Source organism: Cronobacter sp. 153480017-3 (assembly GCF_053627815.1).
In genome coordinates, this window is record NZ_JBSEYN010000005.1 from 285,523 (window position 1) to 308,206 (window position 22,684).

17 protein-coding genes are annotated in these 22,684 nt (G+C 59.4%); 9 read left to right on the forward strand and 8 right to left on the reverse strand.

Annotation, left to right across the window (positions count from 1 at the left end; translation table 11 throughout):
- The first annotated feature begins 44 nt into the window (after positions 1 to 44).
- The 5 genes from mrcB (at position 45) to fhuB (ending at position 8,766) form a co-directional block, all read left to right on the forward strand.
- Positions 45 to 2,576: a bifunctional glycosyl transferase/transpeptidase gene (gene mrcB, locus ACUW6V_RS13720; protein ID WP_454038488.1), complete on the forward strand. Its 2,532-nt coding sequence runs from the start codon at positions 45 to 47 to the stop codon at positions 2,574 to 2,576.
- 274 nt (positions 2,577 to 2,850) lie between these two features.
- Positions 2,851 to 5,043 carry a ferrichrome porin FhuA gene (gene fhuA / locus ACUW6V_RS13725; protein ID WP_004386156.1) on the forward strand — a complete coding sequence of 731 codons (2,193 nt, stop codon included), beginning with the start codon at positions 2,851 to 2,853 and terminating at the stop codon, positions 5,041 to 5,043.
- 47 nt (positions 5,044 to 5,090) lie between these two features.
- Positions 5,091 to 5,888 (forward strand): Fe3+-hydroxamate ABC transporter ATP-binding protein FhuC, encoded by a 798-nt coding sequence (gene fhuC, locus ACUW6V_RS13730; RefSeq protein WP_007864480.1) that lies wholly within the window; start codon positions 5,091 to 5,093, stop codon positions 5,886 to 5,888.
- Entirely contained in the window at positions 5,888 to 6,784 is an 897-nt protein-coding gene (fhuD, locus tag ACUW6V_RS13735; RefSeq protein WP_454038489.1) for a Fe(3+)-hydroxamate ABC transporter substrate-binding protein FhuD, read from the forward strand. The genes fhuC and fhuD overlap by 1 nt, the downstream gene beginning before the upstream one ends.
- Complete coding sequence (fhuB, locus tag ACUW6V_RS13740) at positions 6,781 to 8,766, forward strand: Fe(3+)-hydroxamate ABC transporter permease FhuB (protein ID WP_171964447.1); 1,986 nt, start codon at positions 6,781 to 6,783, stop codon at positions 8,764 to 8,766. The genes fhuD and fhuB overlap by 4 nt, the downstream gene beginning before the upstream one ends.
- A gap of 210 nt (positions 8,767 to 8,976) precedes the next feature.
- Here fhuB and hemL read toward each other — a convergent pair whose 3' ends face one another.
- Positions 8,977 to 10,257, reverse strand: a complete 1,281-nt coding sequence (hemL, locus tag ACUW6V_RS13745) for a glutamate-1-semialdehyde 2,1-aminomutase (protein WP_454038490.1) — start codon at positions 10,255 to 10,257, stop codon at positions 8,977 to 8,979.
- Between the two features lie 171 nt (positions 10,258 to 10,428).
- On the opposite strand from hemL, the gene clcA reads away from it, so the two are divergent.
- Both clcA and erpA read left to right on the forward strand, forming a co-directional pair.
- Complete coding sequence (gene clcA, locus ACUW6V_RS13750) at positions 10,429 to 11,832, forward strand: H(+)/Cl(-) exchange transporter ClcA (protein WP_104658540.1); 1,404 nt, start codon at positions 10,429 to 10,431, stop codon at positions 11,830 to 11,832.
- Between the two features lie 81 nt (positions 11,833 to 11,913).
- Positions 11,914 to 12,258 carry an iron-sulfur cluster insertion protein ErpA gene (gene erpA, locus ACUW6V_RS13755; RefSeq protein WP_004386149.1) on the forward strand — a complete coding sequence of 115 codons (345 nt, stop codon included), beginning with the start codon at positions 11,914 to 11,916 and terminating at the stop codon, positions 12,256 to 12,258.
- A gap of 53 nt (positions 12,259 to 12,311) precedes the next feature.
- Here erpA and ACUW6V_RS13760 read toward each other — a convergent pair whose 3' ends face one another.
- The 3 genes from ACUW6V_RS13760 to mtnN are packed head-to-tail and all read right to left on the reverse strand — an operon-like array spanning position 12,312 to position 14,440.
- Complete coding sequence (locus tag ACUW6V_RS13760) at positions 12,312 to 12,932, reverse strand: TRIC cation channel family protein (RefSeq protein ID WP_004386148.1); 621 nt, start codon at positions 12,930 to 12,932, stop codon at positions 12,312 to 12,314.
- A gap of 16 nt (positions 12,933 to 12,948) precedes the next feature.
- A complete protein-coding gene (gene btuF / locus ACUW6V_RS13765) occupies positions 12,949 to 13,749 on the reverse strand; it encodes a vitamin B12 ABC transporter substrate-binding protein BtuF (RefSeq protein ID WP_454038491.1) in 801 nt (266 codons plus the stop codon).
- Complete coding sequence (gene mtnN / locus ACUW6V_RS13770; RefSeq protein WP_454038492.1) at positions 13,742 to 14,440, reverse strand: 5'-methylthioadenosine/S-adenosylhomocysteine nucleosidase; 699 nt, start codon at positions 14,438 to 14,440, stop codon at positions 13,742 to 13,744. Before mtnN ends, btuF begins: the two co-directional genes overlap by 8 nt.
- Positions 14,441 to 14,532: 92 nt before the next feature.
- Here mtnN and dgt point away from each other — a divergent pair, with 92 nt between their 5' ends.
- On the forward strand, positions 14,533 to 16,047 hold the full coding sequence (dgt, locus tag ACUW6V_RS13775; protein ID WP_454038493.1) for a dGTPase: 1,515 nt from the start codon (positions 14,533 to 14,535) through the stop codon (positions 16,045 to 16,047).
- A gap of 140 nt (positions 16,048 to 16,187) precedes the next feature.
- Positions 16,188 to 17,615 (forward strand): serine endoprotease DegP, encoded by a 1,428-nt coding sequence (gene degP, locus ACUW6V_RS13780; protein WP_105623038.1) that lies wholly within the window; start codon positions 16,188 to 16,190, stop codon positions 17,613 to 17,615.
- A gap of 78 nt (positions 17,616 to 17,693) precedes the next feature.
- On the opposite strand, the gene ACUW6V_RS13785 is transcribed toward degP, so the two are convergent.
- The 4 genes from ACUW6V_RS13785 to map all read right to left on the reverse strand — a co-directional run bounded on the left by ACUW6V_RS13785 (position 17,694) and on the right by map (position 22,573).
- Positions 17,694 to 18,083, reverse strand: a complete 390-nt coding sequence (locus tag ACUW6V_RS13785; protein WP_004386143.1) for a DUF3461 family protein — start codon at positions 18,081 to 18,083, stop codon at positions 17,694 to 17,696.
- Between the two features lie 109 nt (positions 18,084 to 18,192).
- Positions 18,193 to 19,017, reverse strand: coding sequence for a 2,3,4,5-tetrahydropyridine-2,6-dicarboxylate N-succinyltransferase (gene dapD, locus ACUW6V_RS13790; protein WP_004386142.1), 825 nt, complete (start codon positions 19,015 to 19,017; stop codon positions 18,193 to 18,195).
- Positions 19,018 to 19,059: 42 nt separating this feature from the next.
- Positions 19,060 to 21,735 (reverse strand): bifunctional uridylyltransferase/uridylyl-removing protein GlnD, encoded by a 2,676-nt coding sequence (glnD, locus tag ACUW6V_RS13795; protein WP_041460969.1) that lies wholly within the window; start codon positions 21,733 to 21,735, stop codon positions 19,060 to 19,062.
- 43 nt (positions 21,736 to 21,778) lie between these two features.
- A complete protein-coding gene (gene map / locus ACUW6V_RS13800) occupies positions 21,779 to 22,573 on the reverse strand; it encodes a type I methionyl aminopeptidase (RefSeq protein ID WP_007864522.1) in 795 nt (264 codons plus the stop codon).
- Positions 22,574 to 22,684 lie beyond the last annotated feature (111 nt).

Genomic DNA, 22,684 nt, shown 5'->3' on the forward strand with positions numbered 1-22,684 from the left:
GCCAAGAATCTGGCCTTTGCGCCTGTACGTTGTGGAGAAAAAGCATGGCGGGGAATGACCGCGAACCTATCGGACGCAAAGGACGACCGACGCGTCCGGCAAAACAGAAGGTAAGCCGTCGTCGTCTCAGGGATGAGGATTATGACGATGAATATGAAGACGATGATGAGGAGCCGATGCCGCGTAAGGTAAAAGGCAAAAAAGGCAAAGGCGGAAAACAGGGCGGCAAACGCCGCTGGCTGTGGCTTCTGTTGAAGCTGTTTGTGATTTTTGTGGTGCTGCTGGTTATCTACGGCGTCTATCTCGATCAGAAAATCCGCAGCCGTATCGATGGCAAAGTCTGGCAACTGCCGGCGGCGGTCTACGGGCGCATGGTTAACCTTGAGCCGGATATGACCATCAGCAAGCAGGAGATGGTGAAGCTGCTCGAGGCGACGCAGTATCGTCAGGTGACGAAAATGACGCGCCCTGGCGAGTTTACCGTCCAGGCCAACAGCATCGAGATGATTCGCCGCCCGTTCGATTTCCCGGACAGCAAAGAGGGGCAGATCCGCGCGCGCCTGGAGTTTGACGGCGACCATCTGGCCTCTATCGAGAACATGGACAGCAACCGTAACTTCGGTTTCTTCCGCCTCGATCCGCGGCTGATTACGATGCTGTCATCGCCGAACGGCGAGCAGCGCCTGTTTGTGCCGCGCTCCGGCTTCCCGGATCTGCTGGTGGACACGCTCGTCGCGACGGAAGACCGTCATTTCTACGAGCATGACGGCATCAGCGTCTGGTCGATTGGTCGCGCGGTGCTGGCGAACCTGACGGCGGGCCGCGCGGTGCAGGGCGGCAGTACGCTGACGCAGCAGCTGGTGAAAAACCTGTTCCTGACCAACAAGCGCACCCTGTGGCGTAAAGCCAATGAAGCCTACATGGCGCTTATCATGGACGCGCGTTATGACAAAGACCGTATCCTTGAGCTGTACCTGAACGAGGTCTATCTCGGCCAGAGCGGCGACGATCAGATCCGCGGCTTCCCGCTGGCAAGCCTTTACTACTTCGGCCGTCCGGTTGAAGAGCTGAGCCTCGATCAGCAGGCGCTGCTGGTGGGCATGGTGAAGGGCGCGTCGCTCTATAACCCGTGGCGTAACCCGAAACTGGCGCTGGAGCGTCGTAACCTGGTGCTGCGCCTGTTACAGGAGCAGAAGGTTATCGACCAGGAGCTTTACGACATGCTGAGCGCCCGTCCGCTCGGGGTGCAGCCGCGCGGCGGCGTGATCTCCCCGCAGCCGGCGTTTATGCAGATGGTGCGTCAGGAGCTGCAGGCGAAGCTTGGCGATAAAGTGAAAGATCTCTCCGGCGTGAAGATTTTCACCACGTTTGACTCGGTCGCGCAGGACGCGGCGGAGAAAGCGGCGGTGGAAGGCATTCCGGCGCTGATTAAACAGCGTAAGCTGAAAGATCTGGAAACCGCGATGGTGGTGGTGGACCGTTTCACCGGCGAAGTCCGCGCGATGGTCGGCGGCGCGAATCCGCAGTTTGCGGGCTATAACCGCGCCATGCAGGCGCGTCGCTCGATTGGCTCGCTCGCCAAACCGGCGACCTATCTGACCGCGTTAAGCCAGCCGAACACCTATCGTCTGAATACCTGGATCGCCGATGCGCCGATCTCCCTGCGCCAGCCAAACGGGCAGGTGTGGTCGCCGCAGAACGACGATCATCGCTTCAGCGGCCAGGTGATGCTGGTGGATGCGCTGACGCGCTCCATGAACGTGCCGACCGTCAACCTCGGTATGGCGCTCGGTCTGCCAGCCGTGACTGACACCTGGAAAAAACTGGGCGCGCCGGAAAACCAGCTGCACGCTGTACCGTCGATGTTACTGGGTGCGCTGAACCTGACGCCGGTAGAAGTGGCGCAGGCGTTCCAGACCATCGCGAGCGGCGGTAACCGCGCCCAGCTCTCCGTACTGCGCTCGGTGATCGCCGAAGATGGCACCGTGTTGTATCAGAGCTTCCCGCAGTCGGAGCGCGCCGTACCGGCGCAGGCCGCCTACCTGACGCTCTGGACGATGCAGCAGGTTGTGCAGCGCGGTACCGGCCATGCGCTGGCGGTGAAATTCCCGAAACTGCATCTCGCCGGGAAAACCGGGACCACCAACAACAACGTCGACACCTGGTTTGCCGGTATCGACGGGCGTGAAGTGGTCATCACCTGGGTGGGCCGCGACAATAACCAGCCGACCAAGCTCTACGGGGCCAGCGGCGCGATGGCGATTTACCAGCGCTATCTGACTAACCAGTCGCCGATCCCGCTGGATCTGACGCCGCCTGAGGATATCGTCGACATGGGCGTTGATGAGATGGGTAACTTCCTGTGCGGCGGCGGTGGCATGCGTACGCTGCCGGTCTGGACCAGCGATCCGAACGCGCTCTGCCAGCAGAGCCAGCCGGTCGCGCCGTCGGGCAATCCGTTCGATCAGTCCGCGCCGCAGCAGCCGCAACAGCAACAGCCTCAGCAGGCACCGCAGCAGGAAGAGAAGAGCGACGGCGTCGCGGGCTGGATTAAAGACATGTTCGGCAGCAACTGACGTCCCGTTTGGGAACACAGGGCTTAGCGCCTCTCCGGCTTCGGCGGGATGAGGGCTAAGCCCTTTTTTATTGTCACCGCTTTTTAAAGTGCCGGTAACGATTCGCTATCCGCTGATTAACCAGATAATTTCCTCTGGTGATTAATTGGACCATTGGCCGCCCGCGCTGCGCCAGGCGCTTGCTATATAAACAACCTTTCGCATATCATCTCGGGCGCATAATAATAATTCTCGTTTACGTTATCATTTGTCATTATCACTCAGAGAAATTAGCATGGCGCGTTCTATTCACACTCAGATCAATACCAGGATTTGCAGACTGGCGGTTCTTGTTGCCACGGCGTGCGGCGGCTTTGCCGCTTCCGCGTTAGCCGCTGACGGCCAGAAAGAGGAAACCATTACCGTTTCCGCTGCTGCTGCGCAGGAAAGCGCCTGGGGCCCGGCCCCGACCATTGCGGCGAAGCGTTCCGCGACCGCCACCAAAACCGATACCCCGATTGAAAAAACGCCGCAGTCCGTGTCCGTCGTGACGCGCGAAGAGATGGATACCCGTCAGCCGACCACCGTGAAAGAAGCGTTGAGCTATAGCCCGAGCGTTTTCTCCACACGCGGCAGTTCCTCAACTTATGACGTCGTGACCATTCGCGGTTTCACAACCTCGACCACGGTAAACACTAACCAGTACCTCGACGGTATGAAGCTTCAGGGCAACAACTACTCTGAAATTTCCATGGATCCTTATTTCCTGGAGCGCGTGGAGCTGATGCGCGGGCCGACTTCCGTGCTCTATGGCAACAGCAACCCCGGCGGTATCGTCAGCATGGTCAGCAAACGTCCGACCACCGAGCCGCTGCGCGAAGTGCAGTTCAAAATGGGCAGCCACAATCTCTGGCAGACCGGTTTTGACTTCAGCGATGCGATTGATGACGCGGGTGTCTGGTCTTATCGCCTGACCGGTTTAGGCCGCAGCCAAAATGCCCAGCAGGAGATGGCGAAATCGTCGCGTTACGCGATTGCCCCTTCGTTCAGCTGGCGTCCGGATAACAACACCGATTTTACGTTCCTGAGTAACTTCCAGAGCGACCCGTACGCCGGTTTCTACGGCTGGCTGCCGCGCTCCGGCACGATCGTGCCGTATTACGATGCTAACGGTAAGGCGCATAAACTGCCGACTGATTTCAACGAAGGCGAAGAAAATAACAAGATGTCTCGCCGCCAGCAGATGGTTGGATACAGCTTCTCGCACGCCTTCGATGACACCTTCACGCTGCGCCAGAACCTGCGTTACACCCGCGAGCACACGCTTTACCGCTCGGTGTACGGCAATGCGTTTGTTGCGCCGTCCACGATTAACCGCGCGTATGTCCGTTCCGATGAAGACATGAACGCCTTCAGCGTCGATACGCAGTTGCAGTCTGATTTCGCGACTGGCGCGGTGGATCATAAGCTGCTGACCGGCGTTGATTACTCCCGCATGCGCAACGACATTAACGCGGACTACGGCACCGCCAGCCCGCTCAATATGCTGGATCCGCAGTACGGCAACCCTGACATTAACGTGAACTTCCTCTATGACGTGATTAATCGTCAGGAGCAAACGGGCCTGTATGTGCAGGATCAGGCAGAGTGGAACAAGTGGGTAATGACTTTAGGCGGCCGTTACGATTTCGCGAAAACGTCCACTTATACCCGCTCCTCCGGCGCGCTTGCTGAGATTAACGATCAGCAGTTCACCTGGCGCGGCGGCATCAACTATCTGTTCGATAACGGCGTATCGCCGTACTTCAGCTACAGCGAATCGTTTGAGCCTGTTTCTGGTTCCACCTTAGGCCGCAAACCGTTCGAGCCCTCACGCGGCAAGCAGTATGAAGCGGGCGTGAAATATGTGCCGAAGGATATGCCGGTCGTGCTGACGGCCGCGGTATATCAGCTCACGAAAGATAAAAACCTGACGGCCGATCCGGCGAATAACAGCTTCAGCGTCCAGGGCGGTGAAATCCGTTCCCGCGGCATTGAACTGGAAGCGAAAGCGGCCGTGTCAGCGAATGTGAATGTGACCGCGTCTTATAGCTTTACCGATGCGAAATATACGCATGACACGCTCTTTGAAGACAAGCGTCCGGCGGAAGTGCCGCGCAATATGGCGTCGCTGTGGGCGGATTACACCTTCCACGATACCGCGCTGAGCGGCCTGACTGTCGGCGCTGGCGGCCGCTATGTCGGCAATACCGTCAGCTATTACGCCTACGGTGATAAACAGAACCAACCGTTTAACGTTGCAAGCTACACCGTGGCGGATGCGATGGTGAAATACGATCTGGCGCGTTTAGGCCTGCCGGGCTCGTCTGTCGCCTTAAACGTCAATAACCTGTTTGATCGCGAGTATGTCTCCAGCTGCTACAAAGACTACGCATGCTACTGGGGCGCGGAACGTCAGGTTACGGCGACCGCCACATTCCGCTTCTGATCCGTCTTTGGGCACGCTTTGGCGTGCCCTTCAACAAGTTGGCTACCATGCAGGACAAAATTTCCCCGCCCGATGCTGGTTTTTCGTTAAAAGATGTCACTTTTCGCGTGCCCGGACGTACGCTGCTGCACCCCTTGTCGCTCACCTTTCCGGCGGGCAAAGTCACCGGCCTTATCGGCCATAACGGCTCCGGCAAATCGACGCTTCTGAAAATGCTTGGTCGTCACCAGAAACCCTCCGGTGGCGACATCCTGCTAAACGGCGAGCCGCTGGCGGGCTGGAACAGCAAAGCGTTCGCGCGTGAAGTCGCATATCTGCCGCAGCAGTTGCCCGCCGCCGAAGGCATGACGGTGCGCGAACTGGTGGCGATTGGTCGTTATCCGTGGCACGGCGCGCTTGGGCGCTTTGGGGCGGAAGACCGTGAACGGGTGGAGGAGGCGATTAGCCTGGTGGGGCTTAAACCGCTTGCGCACCGGCTGGTAGACAGCCTGTCCGGCGGCGAGCGCCAGCGGGCCTGGATTGCCATGCTGGTGGCGCAGAACAGCCGCTGTCTGCTGCTCGACGAACCGACCTCGGCGCTGGATATCGCTCATCAGGTGGACGTGCTGGCGCTGATCCACCGTTTAAGCCAGCAGCGCGGGTTAACCGTGATTGCGGTACTGCACGACATCAACATGGCCGCGCGTTACTGCGACCATCTGGTGGCGCTGCGCGGCGGGGAGATGATAGCCCAGGGCAGCCCGCTGGAACTGATGAACGGCGAAACGCTCAAACAGATTTATGGCATTCCGATGGGCATCCTGCCGCATCCGGCGGGCCTCGCACCCGTGAGCTTTGTCTGCTGATGCGCGACGTTCTCTCAACCCCTTTCAGCCGTCGGCGTCTGATGACGGCGATGGCTCTCTCGCCGCTGATGTGGCACATGGCGAAAGCCCGTGCGGCATCGGTGGATCTCAAACGTATCGTGGCGCTCGAATGGCTGCCCGTCGAACAGCTGATCGCGCTTGGCGTGATGCCTTACGCGGTGGCGGATGTGCCGAACTACCGCCTGTGGGTTGATTATCCGCCGCTGCCGGATGCCGTCATCGACGTCGGGCTGCGTACCGAGCCCAATCTGGAGCTGCTCACTGAGCTTAAGCCGTCGCTGATGATCTGGTCGGCGGGTTATGGCCCATCGGAAGCGCAGCTTAAGCGTATCGCGCCTGGCATGGGCGTGACGTTTACCGACGGTAAAGCGCCGCTCGCGATGGCGCGGCAGTCGCTGCTGACGCTGGCCGAACGGCTGGGCCTTGAGAAAGCGGCCCATGATCACCTTGATGAATTCGAACAGTTTCTTACACAGATGAAAGCGCGCCTGGCGGGACGCGGGCAGCGTCCGCTGCTGATGATGTCGCTGCTGGACTCACGCCACGCGCTGACGCTTGGCACTAACAGCCTGTTTCAGCCGGTGCTGGACGCGGTGAAGATCCCCAACGCCTGGCAGGATAAGACCAACTTCTGGGGCAGCGCGATTGTCGGCATTGAGCGGCTTGCGCAGTTCCGCGAGGCTGACGTTATCTGCTTTGAGCATGGCGATGATCAGGCGATGCGCCAGCTTGCCGCCACGCCGCTCTGGCAGGCGATGCCGTTTGTGCGCGAGGGCCGTTTTCAGCGCGTGCCCGCCGTCTGGTTTTACGGCGCGACGCTCTCGGCGATGCGCTTTGGCCGCGTGCTGGAAAACGCGCTGGGAGGCCGGGCATGAGGCGACATCATCTGCTTTTCCCGGCGCTGCTGCTGGGGCTGCTGTTCGCGCTGGCGCTCGGCCTGAGCTGGGCCAACCTGAACGCCTGGCTGCCGCGCGCGCAGTGGCAAGAGGCGCTGTGGCGCCCCAATATCGACGCCATCGATCAGATGCTTTTCCATTACAGCCTGCTGCCGCGCTTTGTGGTATCGCTGTTGGTCGGTGCCGGGCTTGGGCTGGTTGGCGTACTGTTCCAGCAGGTACTGCGTAACCCGCTGGCGGAGCCGACCACGCTCGGCGTGGCGACCGGCGCGCAGCTTGGCGTGACCGTGGCGACGCTCTGGGCGCTGCCGGGCGGCGTGTTGACCGCCCAGTTCGCGGCGCTGGCCGGTGCCTGCGTGGTCGGGTTGCTGGTGTTTGGCGTCGCCTGGGGTAAACGTCTCTCGCCGGTCACGCTGATTCTGGCGGGCCTGGTAGTGAGCCTCTACTGCGGTGCCGTCAATCAGTTGCTGGTGCTGTTCCATCACGATCAGCTGCAAAGCATGTTTTTGTGGAGCACCGGCGCGCTTAACCAGAACGACTGGAGCGTGGCGGCGCGGCTCTGGCCGCAACTGCTGGCGGGTTTTTTACTGACGCTGCTGCTGTTGCGCCCGCTTACGCTAATGGGGCTGGATGATGGCGTGGCGCGCAATCTTGGGCTTGCGCTGTCCCTGGCGCGGCTCGCGACGCTGACGCTGGCGATTGTTATCAGCGCGCTGCTGGTCAACGCGGTCGGGATTATCGGGTTTATCGGGCTGTTCGCGCCGCTGCTCGCGAAAATGCTCGGCGCGCGTCGGCTGCTGGCGCGGCTGCTGCTGGCGTCGTTTATCGGCGCGCTGCTGCTGTGGCTGTCGGATCAGTTTATCCTCTGGCTCTCCCGCGTCTGGCTGGAAGTCTCCACCGGGATGGCGACGGCGCTGTTTGGCGCGCCGCTGCTGCTGTGGCTCCTGCCGCGTCTGCGTACCATGAGCGCGCCGGCGATGAATGCGGGCGACACGATCCCGGCCGAGCGTGGCCATGTGGCGCGCTGGACGCTGGCGGGGATGTTACTGCTGCTGGGCGTGGCGGCGCTGGCGCTCTGTTTTGGCCGCGACGCGCACAGCTGGGTGTGGGCGCAGGGCGACGTGCTGCGCGAGCTGCTGGGCTGGCGCTGGCCGCGCGTGCTGGCGGCGCTATGCGCAGGCACGATGCTGGCGGCGGCGGGCTGTATTATCCAGCGGCTGACCGGCAACCCGATGGCAAGCCCTGAAGTGCTGGGCATTAGCTCCGGCGCGGCGTTCGGCGTGGTGTTGATGCTGCTGTTCGTGCCGGGCGATGCGTTCGGCTGGCTGCTGCCGGCGGGCAGCGTCGGGGCGGCGGCGACGCTGATGATTATTCTGATTGCCGCCGGACGCGGCGGGTTTTCGCCGCACCGGATGCTGCTCGCGGGGATGGCGCTCAGCACCGCGTTTACGATGCTGCTGGTAATGTTGCAGGCGAGCGGCGATCCGCGTATGGCGCAGGTGATCACCTGGATCTCCGGCTCCACTTACAGCGTGACGCCGCAGCAGGCGCGAAATTCGCTGTGGGTAATGCTGGTATTACTGGCGCTGACGCCGCTGTGCCGCCGCTGGCTGACGGTGCTGCCGCTTGGCGGCGAGACCGCGCGCGCGGTCGGGATGGCGCTGACGCCGACCCGTATTGTGCTGTTGTTGCTGGCTTCAGCGCTGACCGCCGCGGCGACGCTGACCATCGGGCCGCTGAGTTTTATCGGGCTGATGGCGCCGCACATTACGCGGATGCTCGGTTTTCGTCGCGCGTTGCCGCAGCTCGTTATCGCTTCGTTGCTGGGCGGTATGTTGATGATGCTGGCGGACTGGGCAGGGCGGATGGTGATGTTCCCGTACCAGATCCCGGCGGGGCTGCTGGCGACGTTTATCGGCGCGCCGTATTTCGTGTATTTGTTGCGTAAGCAGAGCCGTTAATCAGAGGCAGGAAATCGTGGTGGGTTGCCTGGGGAACGGTGGGGCGTTTGATGGATGAAAGGTGGGTGCGCTTCGCTTACCCACCCTACGTAAGGTGCTGTGCGGGTGAAAGGTGGGTGCGCTGCGCTTACCCACCTTACATTGACTGACCTTTGTTGATGCATTGTAGGGCGGGTAAGCGTATGCGCACCCGCCACGGTCAAAAAACGATTACAGCTTCGCAAACACCCGGCGCGCAGCGTCGATGGTGTTGTTGATATCTTCTTCGCTGTGCGCGACAGACATAAAGCCCGCTTCAAACGCTGACGGCGCGAAATAAACCCCTTCTTCCAGCATCAGATGGAAGAAACGCTTAAAGCGCTCGACATCGCATTTCACCACATCCTGATAGCAGGTCACGCTGTCGGCATCGGTAAAGAAGAAGCCGAACATCCCGCCGACGTGGTTCACCACCAGCGGCACGCCGGCTTCCTGCGCGGCGTCGAGCAGGCCTTCCGCCAGTTGGGTCGTCAGCGCGTCGAGGGTGCTGTGAACGCCAGGCTGCGCCACTTCGCTCAGACATGCGAAGCCCGCCGCCATCGCAATCGGGTTACCGGAGAGCGTGCCCGCCTGATAAACCGGGCCAGTCGGCGCCAGCGCTTCCATCACTTCGCGGCGTCCGCCGAACGCGCCCACCGGCATACCGCCGCCGATGATTTTGCCAAGACAGGTCAGATCCGGCATCACGTTGTAGTACGCCTGCGCACCCGCCAGCGCGACGCGGAAACCCGTCATCACTTCATCGATAATCAGCAGCGCGCCGAATTCGTCGCACAGCGCGCGCAGGCCCGGCAGGAAATCGGGCTGCGGCGGGATGCAGTTCATGTTGCCCGCTACCGGCTCAACGATAATGCAGGCGATATCCTGCGGGTAAAGCTCGAAGGCCTCACGCACAGAGGCGAGATCGTTATAGGTACAGGTCAGGGTATGTTTGGCGAAATCTGCCGGTACGCCCGGTGAGTTTGGCTGGCCGAGGGTCAGCGCGCCGGAGCCCGCTTTCACCAGCAGGTGATCCGCGTGACCGTGGTAGCAGCCTTCGAACTTGATGATTTTATCGCGACGGGTAAAACCGCGCGCCAGACGGATGGCGCTCATGGTCGCTTCGGTGCCGGAGTTCACCATACGCACCATATCCATCGTCGGCACCAGTTCGGTAACGAGCTGCGCCATTTTCACTTCCATTTCCGTCGGCGCGCCGAAGCTCAGGCCGCGCTCTGCTGCTTCAATCACCGCGTTGCGAATCGCCGGGTGGTTATGGCCTAGCACCATCGGGCCCCAGGAGCCAACGTAGTCGATATAAGCTTTGCCGTCGGCGTCATAGAAATAAGCCCCGTCCGCCCGTTCGATAAAGAGCGGTGTGCCGCCCACGCCGGTAAAGGCGCGCACCGGCGAGTTAACGCCGCCTGGGATAAGTTCGCGGGCGGCGGCAAAGAGGTTTTCAGACTTACTCATGAATCGGCTCCTGATTCGGGAAAAGAGGGATAACGGGTTATTCTAAGTCATCCCTTCCACGTTATGAAAGTTTTGCCCGATTAAACCCAGACAGCGGGCAGGGCTTTTTTGAATGACGCGGCCGCGCGACGTATAATGCGCGGCCTGAATGCTTTTCGGAGAACTGTTCGTATGACCCCGCAGACGACACCCAACCGCCGCGTCAGAGGATTTCAACATGCCGCGGTTATCCGCCAGTTATTGTCGCGCGACAAAACGCCGCTGACGATTTTGCTGCTGGCGTCTCTCACTGGCGTACTGGCGGGGCTTGCGGGCGTAGCATTTGAAAAAGCGGTCGCCTGGGTGACGGCGCATCGCATTGAAGGCCTGGCGCAGGTGGCGCACATCCCGTGGCTCGTCTGGCTGCTGGCGTTTTTGTTTTCCGCGCTGCTGGCGATGGTGGGCTATTTTCTGGTGCGCCGCTTCGCGCCGGAGGCGGGCGGTTCGGGTATTCCTGAAATCGAAGGCGCGCTGGAGGAGTTACGCCCGGTGCGCTGGTGGCGCGTGCTGCCGGTGAAGTTTTTCGGCGGGATGGGCACGCTTGGCGCAGGCATGGTGCTCGGCCGCGAAGGCCCGATGGTGCAGATGGGCGGCAATATCGGGCGCATGGTGCTGGATATTTTTCATCGCCCGGATGCCGAGGCGCGCCATACGTTGCTGGCGACGGGGGCGGCGGCAGGTCTGGCGGCGGCTTTTAACGCGCCGCTCGCGGGCATTCTGTTCATTATTGAAGAGATGCGCACGCAGTTTCACTACAACCTGATTTCCATTAAAGCAGTGTTTACCGGGGTCATTATGGCGACCATCGTCTTTCGCATCTTCAATGGCGAACGAGCGGTGATTGAAGTCGGGCAATTGACCGACGCGCCAGTTTATACGCTCTGGCTCTATCTGCTGCTGGGGATTATTTTCGGTGCCGTGGGGCCGCTGTTTAACCGTCTGGTGCTCGGGATGCAGGATGTGTTCGCACGTATTCATGGCGGCAATACTACCCGCTGGGTGTTGCTCGGTGGCGCGATTGGCGGCGCGTGTGGTCTGCTTGCGCTGTGGGAGCCTGCGGCAGCGGGCGGCGGGTTTGGGTTAATCCCCATTGCCGCGGCGGGTAATTTTACCGTCGGGATGCTGCTGTTTATTTTCATTGCGCGCGTGGTGACGACGGTGTTCTGTTTCTCCTCCGGCGCGCCGGGCGGGATTTTCGCCCCGATGCTGGCGCTCGGCACGCTGCTTGGCAGCGCGTTCGGTATGGCCTGCGCCGCGTGGTTCCCGCAGTGGCACTTACAGGCGGGGACGTTCGCCATCGCGGGCATGGGCGCGCTGCTTGCCGCCTCGGTCAGGGCGCCGATTACCGGTATCGTGCTGGTGCTGGAGATGACGGATAATTACCAGCTCATTTTGCCAATGATTATTACCTGCCTCGGCGCGACACTGCTCGCCCAGTTCCTCGGCGGCAAGCCGCTCTATTCCACTATCCTCGCGCGAACGCTTGCGAAACAGGAGGCGGAACGACAGGCGCAGACCGACGGGCGGAATACTTGAACGATTTACCAGGGTAATAGATAATGGCCCTAAAGATCGGGTTATTCTTTGCCCGATTGCTGGTTTCAACGGGAGCAAAAAATGAGTGATGACGTAGCGCTGCCGCTGCAGTTTACCGACGCAGCCGCCAATAAAGTAAAAAGCCTGATCGCAGACGAGGACAACCCGAATCTCAAGCTGCGCGTCTACATCACCGGTGGTGGGTGCAGCGGCTTCCAGTATGGTTTTACCTTTGATGACCAGATTAACGATGGCGATATGACTATCGAGAAGCAGGGCGTGTCGCTGGTCGTAGACCCGATGAGCCTGCAATACCTGGTGGGCGGCGCGGTGGATTACACCGAAGGCCTCGAAGGCTCGCGCTTTGTGGTGAATAACCCGAACGCCACCAGCACCTGCGGGTGTGGTTCTTCCTTCAGCATCTGATTGCCTTGCTGAAATAAAAAAGCCGTGTTTTGCGACACGGCTTTTTTTATGGCTTACGCTTTTTCGTCCAGCGCGAAGGTGGGGAGCTTCAGGTGCCAGCGGATCGCGGCAAGACGGATCGCAAGCGTCACCACCATGCCCATCATGCTCGCCTGCTCCAGCGGCACTTCAAAGGTGTAAAACGCCGTCGCATGGACGATGCCGCCCACGATGCACGCCGTGGCGTAGATTTCGGTTCGCAGGATCATCGGGATTTCACGCGCCAGCACGTCACGAATAATACCGCCGCCGACGCCCGTTACCACGCCCATGCAAATCGCCACCAGCGGCCCGGTGCCGGCCATAAACGCTTTATTCACGCCGATGCCGACAAACACCGCGAGGCCTACGGCGTCCAGCACCGGCAGTACCCACTTCGGCAGGCGACGCGGCTGGCGCACCAGTGCAATCGTCAGCAGACACGTCACCATCGCCACCACCAGATCGGTAGGATCTTTCACCCAGAACACTGGGCCGTGATCGAGCGCCATATCGCGGATCGTGCCACCGCCCACCGCAGTGACGACGCCCAGCACCAGTACGCCGAAAGGATCCATACGCAGTTTGCCCGCCAGCAAAACGCCGGAGATGGCAAACACCGCAGTGCCAATAATATCCAGCCAGTAAACCAGCATGATGTTCCTCGACTCGTTATTTTACCTCTGCCAGCGCCTGACAGAGCTGATTCGCGGCGAGGATAATACGCGGGCCGGCGCGCTCAAACCAGTCATCGTTAATGCTTATGACAGGAACATTTTGCAGAGGCTGCCAGAACTGCCGCGTGGCGGCGATGGACTTCTCGCCGCCGGTGATGACGACGGCCTCGGGATGGCGCGCCAGCACCTGTTCGCGGCTCACCTGCGGCCAGGGAACGGGGCTGTCGGCGAAGATATTCTCGCCGCCGCAGGCTTCGACGATTTCATTCTGGATGGAGGCTTTGCTGGTGGTAAAAAGCGGACGCGTGCCGAACTGTAAAAACACGCGCTTTTTCGGCTGGCTTTTATATCGCGCAGTAAGTGCTTGCCAGCGCTGTTCCAGCTCGCGCGCCGCGGCCTGTGCCTTTTCCGGCGTCGGGCTGTAAGGGGCGAGCGCGCGCAGCGCGTCGGCCACCTGCGCGACATTTTGCGGATCGAGCCAGAGCACATGAATGCCGAGCGATTTGAGCTGGTTTATCTGCCGCTCCGGGTTGCCGCCGCGCCAGGCGACCAGCAGATCGGGTTTAAGCGCCGCGATACGCTCCACGTTCATCCCCTGCCAGTTTGCCACCTGTTCGAGCTGACGCGCGGCGTCGGGGTAGTCAGAGTAAGCGCTTACCGCAACCGGCGTGATCCCGGCGGCAAAGGCGAGTTCGGTATTGGCAGGGGAGAGGGTAATGACCCGCGGCGCGGCAAAAAGCCACGCCGGGAGAACCAACAGGGCGACAAGCGCCCCGGTAAGCCAGCGTTTAGCCACGGTTCAGGCTCGTGAGCAGCGTCTCGACCATCAGGCTCGACTGCTTCGCCGCCACCGCCAGGAACTCTTCAAAGCTCAGGTGTGATTGCTGATCGGCAACGTCAGAGATAGCGCGCACGACGACAAACGGCACGCCGAAGTTATGGCAGACGTGGCCAATGGCGGTCGCTTCCATCTCAACGGCGATCGCCTGCGGGAAGTTGTGGCGGATTTTAGCAAGGTTCACGGAGCCGTTGATAAAGGCGTCGCCGCTCACCACCAGCCCGCGCACCGCGTGCAGGTTCAGTTTTTCGATGGTTTCCTGCGCCGCCGCGATCAGTTTTTCATCGGCTTTGAACGCCGCCGGGCAGCCCGCCATCTGACCATATTCGTAGCCAAACGCGGTGACGTCGGCGTCGTGGTAGCGCACTTCGTCGGAGACCACAATGTCGCCCACTTTCAGCGAGGGCGCGAGACCGCCCGCCGAGCCGGTATTGATAATCACGTCAGGTTTGCAGTGCTCCAGCAGCAGCGTCGCGCCCATCGCGGCGGAAACTTTACCGATGCCCGATTTCAGCAGCGCCACGTCCACGCCGTTGAGGGTGCCGGTGTAAATTTCGCAGCCGGCGATATTCAGGGTATGGCGGTTGTCGATTTTGTCACGCAGCAGCGTCACTTCTTCTTCCATTGCGCCAATAATGCCTGCTTTCATAGAGATACTCGCTAAATGATGGATTCAGAGGCATAGTCTATCATGGCAGACAGCAAGGATTTAATTCGCGTGCGCGCAGACCGGGAGGGCGGATGGAGAAAATCGATTTCCGAAACAAAATCAACTGGCATCGCCGGTATCGCTCGCCGCAGGGCGTGAAGAGTGAACACGAGATCCTGCGTATTTTTGAAAGCGATCGCGGCCGTATTATCAACTCGCCCGCGATCCGCCGCCTGCAACAGAAAACCCAGGTTTTTCCCCTTGAGCGCAACGCCGCGGTGCGCACGCGCCTTACGCACTCTCTGGAAGTGCAACAGGTGGGGCGCTATATCGCCAAAGAAGTGTTGAGCCGCCTGAAAGAGCAGGGGCTGCTTGAGGCGTATGGCCTGGCGGAGCTGACCGGGCCGTTTGAGAGCATTGTTGAGATGTCGTGCCTGATGCATGACATCGGCAATCCGCCGTTCGGTCACTTCGGTGAGGCCGCGATTAACGACTGGTTCAACCAGCGGCTCTTTCCGGCTGATGCCGAAAACCTGCCCGTAAGCCAGGACCGCTGCACGGTGCAGACGCTGCGCCTGCAGGAGGGTGAAGAAGCGCTTAACGCCCTGCGCGGCAACGTGCGCCGCGATCTGTGTCATTTCGAGGGGAACGCGCAGGGCATTCGGCTGGTGCATACGCTGTTGCGCATGAATCTCACCTGGGCGCAGGTTGGCGGTATCCTCAAATATACGCGCCCGGCCTGGCACCACGGCCCGGTGCCGGAAACCCATAGCTACCTGATGAAAAAGCCGGGGTTTTATCTCTCCGAAGATCAATATATTTCGCGGTTGCGTAAAGAACTGCAATTAGACACTTACAGTCGCTTCCCGCTCGCCTGGATTATGGAAGCGGCTGACGATATTTCTTATTGCGTGGCGGATCTTGAAGATGCGGTTGAAAAACGTATTTTCAGCGTTGAGCAGTTATATCAGCATCTCTATGACGCCTGGGGTGAACATGCGCCGGGCGATCTCTTTAATCTGGTGGTGCAAAACGCCTGGGATAAATCGGGCACTAATCAATTGCACCACAGCGCGGAAGATCAGTTCTTTATGTATCTGCGCGTGAATACATTAAATCGGCTGGCGCCTTACGCCGCGCAGCGCTTTATTGATAATTTGCCGGACGTCTTTAACGGTTCGTTTAATCATGCGCTGCTGGAGGATGACAGCCCGTACAGCCGCCTGCTGGAGCTGTATAAAAATGTCGCGGTGCGTCATGTATTTAACCACCCTGACGTCGAGCAGCTGGAGTTGCAGGGCTACCGGGTTATTAGCGGGTTGCTGGATATTTACAGCCCGCTGCTTGCACTGACGCTCGCGCAATTTCGCGAGCTGGTGGACAAAGAGAGCGTGCGGTCGCTGCCGATTGAATCGCGTCTTTACCATAAACTTTCTTCCCGGCACCGGCTGGCTTATATCGAGGCTGTCAGTCATTTGCATCCGCAGGCGGCAGATTTCCCGGTTTGGGAATATTATTATCGTTGCCGACTCATTCAGGACTATATCAGCGGCATGACCGATCTCTACGCCTGGGATGAATATCGCAAACTGATGGCGGTAGAATAAGCCGCTTCGTTTTGTAAAGACGGACAATAAATTTTTACTTTTTTCAGAAAATTAACGACGGAACTTCGCGCTATAAATCGACTCTGACAGACACCTTCACAGCAATTTATTTGCGTTACTTGTTAGTTGAGAATGAATCGATGAAAAAAACCACGTTAGCAATGAGTGCGCTGGCCCTGAGCCTGGGGCTGGCTTTAAGCCCGGCTTCCTTCGCCGCTGAAACCGCGTCCGCCGTGACGTCGCAGGCGATGCCGAGCCTGGCGCCGATGCTGGAAAAAGTCATGCCTTCTGTCGTCAGCATTAACGTTGAAGGCAGCACCACGGTGAATACGCCGCGTATGCCGCGCAACTTCCAGCAATTCTTCGGTGATGATTCGCCGTTCTGCCAGGAAGGCTCACCGTTCCAGAGTTCGCCTTTCTGCCAGGGCGGCCCTGGCGGCGCGGATGACGGCGGCCAGCAGCAGAAATTTATGGCCCTCGGCTCCGGTGTGATTATCGATGCCGCCAAAGGTTATGTGGTTACCAACAACCACGTAGTGGATAACGCCACCACCATTAAAGTGCAGCTGAGCGATGGCCGTAAGCTGGATGCGAAAATCGTGGGTAAAGATCCGCGCTCCGATATCGCGCTTATCCAGATTCAGGATCCGAAAAACCTGACGGCGATTAAACTTGCCGACTCCGACAGCCTGCGCGTCGGCGACTACGCCGTGGCTATCGGCAACCCGTTCGGTCTTGGCGAAACGGTGACCTCCGGTATCGTCTCGGCGCTGGGCCGCAGCGGCCTGAACGCGGAAAACTACGAGAACTTTATTCAGACCGATGCGGCGATTAACCGCGGGAACTCCGGCGGCGCGCTGGTGAACCTGAACGGCGAACTTATCGGCATCAACACCGCGATCCTGGCGCCGGACGGCGGCAACATCGGTATCGGCTTTGCTATTCCGAGCAATATGGTGAAAAGCCTGACGTCGCAGATGGTCGAATATGGCCAGGTGAAACGCGGCGAGCTGGGCATCATGGGTACCGAGCTGAACTCTGAACTCGCTAAAGCGATGAAAGTGGACGCCCAGCGCGGCGCGTTCGTAAGCCAGGTGCTGGCGAACTCTTCCGCCGCCAAAGCGGGTGTGAAAGCGGGCGACGTGATTGTGTCGCTGAACGGCAAACCGATTAGCAGCTTCGCCGCGCTGCGTGCGCAGGTCGGCACCATGCCGGTCGGCACGAAACTGACGCTCGGCCTGCTGCGCGACGGCAAACCGGTGAATGTCGATCTGGTGCTGCAGCAGAGCAGCCAGACGCAGGTAGACTCCTCTTCCATCTTCAGCGGTATTGAAGGGGCGGAGATGAGCAACCGCGCAGGTAAACAGAAAGGCGTAGTGGTGAACAGCGTCAAAGCGGGCTCGCCTGCGGCGCGTATTGGCCTGAAAAAAGGCGATGTTATCGTCGGCGCGAACCAGCAGCCGGTGAGCAATATCGCTGAATTGCGCAAAATCCTCGACAGCAAGCCGTCGGTGCTGGCGCTGAATATTCAGCGTGGCGACAGCTCCATCTATCTGCTGATGCAGTAACCGATGCTCTGAAAACAAAAGGCCGCGATTGCGGCCTTTTTTACGCCCAATGCCCGGCGCGAAACGCGCGGGCGACGCTTATTTGTTGCGGGTGAGCTTTTCGAGGTCGGATTCGATCTCTGAGATCTTGTTCGCCACGACGCTTTCCAGATGGCGCAGATCGTCCAGGATTTTGCGTTTGAGATCCACTTCGGTGCGGTCGCGCTGGCAGAGTTGATCCAGCTCGTCTATCACGTAGCGCAGGTTAGGGCTGATCTCCTGCACTTCTTTGTAACCCTGACCGACGCCGTCGGCGACCACGGTTTTGCGCTGGCGTGGGTATTTAAACTTCACGCTTTTGGCGAAGAACTCGCCCTTATCCTTATGGAAGTAGATCTTCAGGATATCGTTGTTCGCTTCCTGGCGCAGACTGTAACGGTCGATTTCATCAGGATTGGTTATGCCAAGACTCTTAAGGTTGTCGTACATAGCGATCCCCCTGGGGAAATAATAACCTTTAGATAATTAATGAAAAGATCCCATCGCGCCACCCTCAGATGCGAAAAAGGCGGGCCAGGCCCGCCTTTTTTCGTTCTGCTTAGTCGATGGTGCGCAGCAGTTCGTTGATACCCACTTTACCGCGGGTTTTCGCGTCGACCTTCTTCACAATCACCGCGCAGTAGAGGCTGTATGAGCCATCTTTCGACGGCAGGTTGCCGGAAACCACCACGGAGCCTGCCGGCACGCGACCGTAGAAGACTTCGCCGGTTTCGCGGTCGTAAATTTTGGTGCTCTGGCCGATGTAAACGCCCATCGAGATAACAGAGCCTTCTTCGACGATAACGCCTTCCACCACTTCGGAGCGCGCGCCAATAAAGCAGTTGTCTTCAATGATGGTCGGGTTGGCCTGCAGCGGCTCCAGTACGCCGCCGATGCCGACGCCGCCGGAGAGGTGAACGTTTTTACCGATTTGCGCGCAGGAGCCGACGGTCGCCCAGGTGTCCACCATGGTGCCTTCATCGACATACGCGCCGATATTGACATAAGACGGCATCAGTACGGTGTTGCGGGCGATAAACGCGCCCTGGCGCACGGCCGCAGGCGGCACCACGCGAAAGCCTTCTTTCTGGAAGCGGGCTTCGTCGTAGTTAGCGAATTTCATCGGCACTTTGTCGAAGTAGCGGCTTTCCGCGCCTTCAATCACCTGGTTGTCGTTAATGCGGAAGGAGAGCAGCACCGCTTTTTTCAGCCACTGGTGGGTGACCCACTCGCCGTTGATCTTCTCTGCGACGCGCAGTTCGCCGCTGTCCAGCAGGGCGATAACCTGGTTGACCGCCTCGCGGGTGACGGCATCGACGTTCGCCGGCGTGATGTCGGCGCGGCGCTCGAAAGCGGATTCAATAACGTTCTGTAGCTGCTGCATAATTAGCTTCTTTCCTGATAACTTTTGGGTATTAAAAATTCACTACACTTTATCGTTTGGATTGAGGGCCTCTGTCAACCGTTGTCTCACCTCTTGCTGGAGCAGATTATTAAGGCCACGCCGGTCCGCTGTCGCGATTATAAATAAATCTTCTACTCGCTCCCCGATTGTACTGATCCTGGCCCCGTGCAGCGAAATGCCGAGGTCGGCGAAGACCTGCCCGACGCGCGCCAGAAGGCCGGGCTGATCGAGCGCGATAAGCTCCAGAAACGATTTTCTGTCGGTATGCGTTGGCAGGAAATTAACCTCGGTTTCCACCGTAAAGTGCCGCAGTTTGGCCGGCTGACGGCGCGGCTGCGGCGGCTGCCAGGTGCGCTGGGTGATCGCCTGCTCAAGACCGTGGCGAATCGCCTCGTGGCGGTCGGGGGAGAGCGGGCTGCCGTCCGGCTCCAGTACAATAAAGGTATCCATCGCCATGTCGTCGCGGGTCGTGAAGATCTGCGCGTCGTGTACGCTCAGGTTGCGCCGGTCAAGCTCGGCGCAGACAGCGGCGAAGAGGTAAGGGCGGTCCGGGCTCCAGATAAATATCTCGGTGCCGCCGCGCGTCGCCTGCGGGCTTAACAGGATAAGCGGCTTGCTGAGATCGTGATGGAGCAGATGCCGCGCGTGCCAGGCGAGCTGATTGGGGCTGTGTCGCACAAAGTAGTTGGCGCGACAGCGTCCCCAGATGTGATGCAACGCCTCTTCGTCGATGTTTTCCATACGCAGCAGCGCCAGCGCCTGAAGCTGGTGATGACGCACCCGCTCGCGCATGTCGGGCGTGCTTTGCATGCCGCGACGCAGCTGTTTTTCGGTCGCGAAGTAGAGTTCGCGCAGCAGGCTCTGCTTCCAGCTGTTCCAGAGCGTTTCGTTGGTGGCGCAGATATCCGCCACCGTCAGGCAGACCAGAAAACGCAGCCGGTTTTCGGTCTGCACTTCTTCGGCAAACTGCTTAATGACTTCCGGGTCCTGAATATCGCGGCGCTGCGCCGTGACCGACATCAGCAGATGGTGGCGCACCAGCCAGGCGACCAGCTGCGTTTCACGCGAGTTGAGGCCGTGCAGCTCGGCAAATTTCAGGATGTCCTGCGCGCCCAGCACCGAGTGATCGCCGCCACGGCCTTTGGCAATATCATGGAACAGCGCGGCGATGAGGATCAGTTCCGGGTGCGACAGGCGCGGCCAGAGATCCACGCAGAGCGGGTGTTTCGCGCGCGTCTCTTCTTTAGCGAAGCTTTCCAACTTCAGCAGCACGCGGATGGTGTGTTCATCCACCGTATAGGCGTGGAAAAGGTCGAACTGCATCTGACCGACGATATGCGACCACTGCGGCATATAAGCCCATAACACGCTGTGGCGATGCATCGGCAGCAGGCCGCGGCTTACCGCGCCCGGATGGCGCAGCATCGCCAGAAACAGCGAGCGGGCTTCCGGGATGTAACACAGCGGCTGTTTGAGGTGGCGGCGCGCGTGGCGCAGATGGCGCAGGGTGGTGGAGTAGATCCCGGTGATGTCGCGGTTACGCACCATCATATAAAACATGCGCAGAATAGCCTGCGGCTCGCGAATAAATAGCGTCTCGTCGCGCAGATCGATAAGCGTGCCGCGCAGCTGGAAATCGTCATCCAGCACGCGCGGCTTTTCATCGGTGGTGAGCGCGAGAATCGCTTCGTCGAACAGTTGCAGCAGCATCTGGTTGAGCTCGCCGACGCGGCGCGTGACGCGGTAAAAATCCTTCATCATATGCTCAACCGGCTCGTTGCCTTCGCCTTCATAACGCAGGCGCTGAGCTACGCTCAACTGGCGGTCAAACAGCAGGCGGTTGTCGTAGCGGTTGAGTTCCAGATGCAGCGCAAAACGAATGCGCCACAGCAGATGCTGGCACTCGTCAAGCTCGTTGCGCTCGGCTTCCGTCAGAAAGCCGAAGCCGACCATTTCACGCAGCGATGTGGCGCCAAAGTGGCGGCGCGCCACCCATTGCAGCGTGTGGATATCGCGCAGGCCGCCAGGGCTGCTTTTGATGTCCGGCTCCAGGTTGTAGCTGGTGCCGTGATAGCGCTGGTGGCGCTCATTTTGCTCTTCCACTTTGGCGGCGAAAAATTTCTCCGAAGGCCAGAAGCCGTCGCTGAAGATGTGCTTTTGCAGCTCAAGGAAAAGCGCCACGTCGCCAATCAGCAGGCGTGATTCGATAAGGTTTGTGGCAACGGTGAGATCCGAAAGCCCTTCCAGCAGACACTCTTCCAGCGTGCGAACACTGTGGCCCACTTCCAGCTTCACGTCCCACAGGAGCGTCAGCAGCTCGCCCACTTTTTGCGCCTGCGCTTCGCTTAAGCGCTTGCGGCTCAGGATCAGCAGATCGATATCGGATAGCGGGTGCAGCTCGCCGCGCCCGTAACCGCCGACCGCGACCAGCGCGGTGTCCGGAGTGTCGCCAAAGCCCGCGGCAATCCACAGCCGTTGCAGGAGCTGGTCAATAAATTCAGTGCGGGCTTCAATGAGTTGTTCGGCGGTGTAGCCGTCGTCAAACGCCGCGCCCAGCCACTGCTGAAAAGCGTCGAGATGCTGTTTGATTTGCGCGCAGTTAAGCGCGTCGGCAGGCCAGGTGGCGGGGTAATCAGGCTGTCCGGGAAGAGGAGCAAGCGTGGTATTCACAGACTGCTCGGGTAATGTGTTACTCATCATGCGCCACCCATAAAAAAAGCCGGCGTTTGCCGGCTTCTTATTAGTCGTTATGCGAAATGATGTTGGGTATGGTGTCGTCTTTACGCAACGTCAGAATTTCGCAGCCGTTATCCGTCACCACAATAGTATGCTCGTACTGTGCAGACAAGCTGCGATCCTTGGTTTTCACCGTCCAGCCATCCTTCATGGTGCGGATGCGGTAGTCGCCGGCGTTCACCATCGGCTCGACCGTAAAGGTCATGCCCGGTTGCAGCACCACGCCGCCGTCGTCGGCATCGTAATGCAGCACCTGCGGCTCTTCATGGAAGCCGCGGCCAATGCCGTGTCCGCAATACTCGCGCACCACAGAAAAGCCTTCCGCTTCGACGAATTTCTGAATGGCGGCACCGAGCGTGCGCAGGCGAATGCCGGGTTTCACCATACGCAGCGCCAGATAGAGGCTTTCCTGCGTAATGCGGCACAGGCGCTCGCCCAGAATGGTCGGTTTGCCGACGATAAACATTTTGGACGTGTCGCCGTGGTAGTCATCTTTAATGACGGTCACGTCGATGTTAACGATGTCGCCATCTTTCAGCAGCTTGCCGTCATCAGGGATCCCGTGGCACACCACTTCGTTAATGGAGATGCACACGGATTTCGGGAAACCGTGGTAGTTCAGGCACGCGGAGATCGCATGCTGGTGATTGGTAATGTAATCGTGGCAGATACGATCCAGCTCGCCCGTGCTGACGCCCGGCTTCACATGTTCTTCGATCATTTCAAGCACTTCAGCGGCAAGCCTGCCCGCGACGCGCATTTTTTCGATTTCTTCAGGGGTTTTGATTGAAATAGCCATAATCTGGTCCGCTGGTGCCGGAAAAGTCGGCAATACTGATAAATGTAAAACAATGGTATCAGGGCATCAGGAAGGTGCCAAATTGAGAATCATTAAGGGCACGTCCTGTGA

Bases quoted from the DNA above. Each gene is read 5' to 3' on its own strand.
- mrcB (WP_454038488.1), top strand. From the start codon at position 45: ATGGCGGGGAATGACCGCGAACCTATCGGACGCAAAGGACGACCGACG.
- fhuA (WP_004386156.1), top strand. From the start codon at position 2,851: ATGGCGCGTTCTATTCACACTCAGATCAATACCAGGATTTGCAGACTG.
- fhuC (WP_007864480.1), top strand. From the start codon at position 5,091: ATGCAGGACAAAATTTCCCCGCCCGATGCTGGTTTTTCGTTAAAAGAT.
- fhuD (WP_454038489.1), top strand. From the start codon at position 5,888: ATGCGCGACGTTCTCTCAACCCCTTTCAGCCGTCGGCGTCTGATGACG.
- fhuB (WP_171964447.1), top strand. From the start codon at position 6,781: ATGAGGCGACATCATCTGCTTTTCCCGGCGCTGCTGCTGGGGCTGCTG.
- hemL (WP_454038490.1), bottom strand. From the start codon at position 10,257: ATGAGTAAGTCTGAAAACCTCTTTGCCGCCGCCCGCGAACTTATCCCA.
- clcA (WP_104658540.1), top strand. From the start codon at position 10,429: ATGACCCCGCAGACGACACCCAACCGCCGCGTCAGAGGATTTCAACAT.
- erpA (WP_004386149.1), top strand. From the start codon at position 11,914: ATGAGTGATGACGTAGCGCTGCCGCTGCAGTTTACCGACGCAGCCGCC.
- ACUW6V_RS13760 (WP_004386148.1), bottom strand. From the start codon at position 12,932: ATGCTGGTTTACTGGCTGGATATTATTGGCACTGCGGTGTTTGCCATC.
- mtnN (WP_454038492.1), bottom strand. From the start codon at position 14,440: ATGAAAGCAGGCATTATTGGCGCAATGGAAGAAGAAGTGACGCTGCTG.
- dgt (WP_454038493.1), top strand. From the start codon at position 14,533: ATGGAGAAAATCGATTTCCGAAACAAAATCAACTGGCATCGCCGGTAT.
- degP (WP_105623038.1), top strand. From the start codon at position 16,188: ATGAAAAAAACCACGTTAGCAATGAGTGCGCTGGCCCTGAGCCTGGGG.
- ACUW6V_RS13785 (WP_004386143.1), bottom strand. From the start codon at position 18,083: ATGTACGACAACCTTAAGAGTCTTGGCATAACCAATCCTGATGAAATC.
- dapD (WP_004386142.1), bottom strand. From the start codon at position 19,017: ATGCAGCAGCTACAGAACGTTATTGAATCCGCTTTCGAGCGCCGCGCC.
- glnD (WP_041460969.1), bottom strand. From the start codon at position 21,735: ATGAGTAACACATTACCCGAGCAGTCTGTGAATACCACGCTTGCTCCT.
- map (WP_007864522.1), bottom strand. From the start codon at position 22,573: ATGGCTATTTCAATCAAAACCCCTGAAGAAATCGAAAAAATGCGCGTC.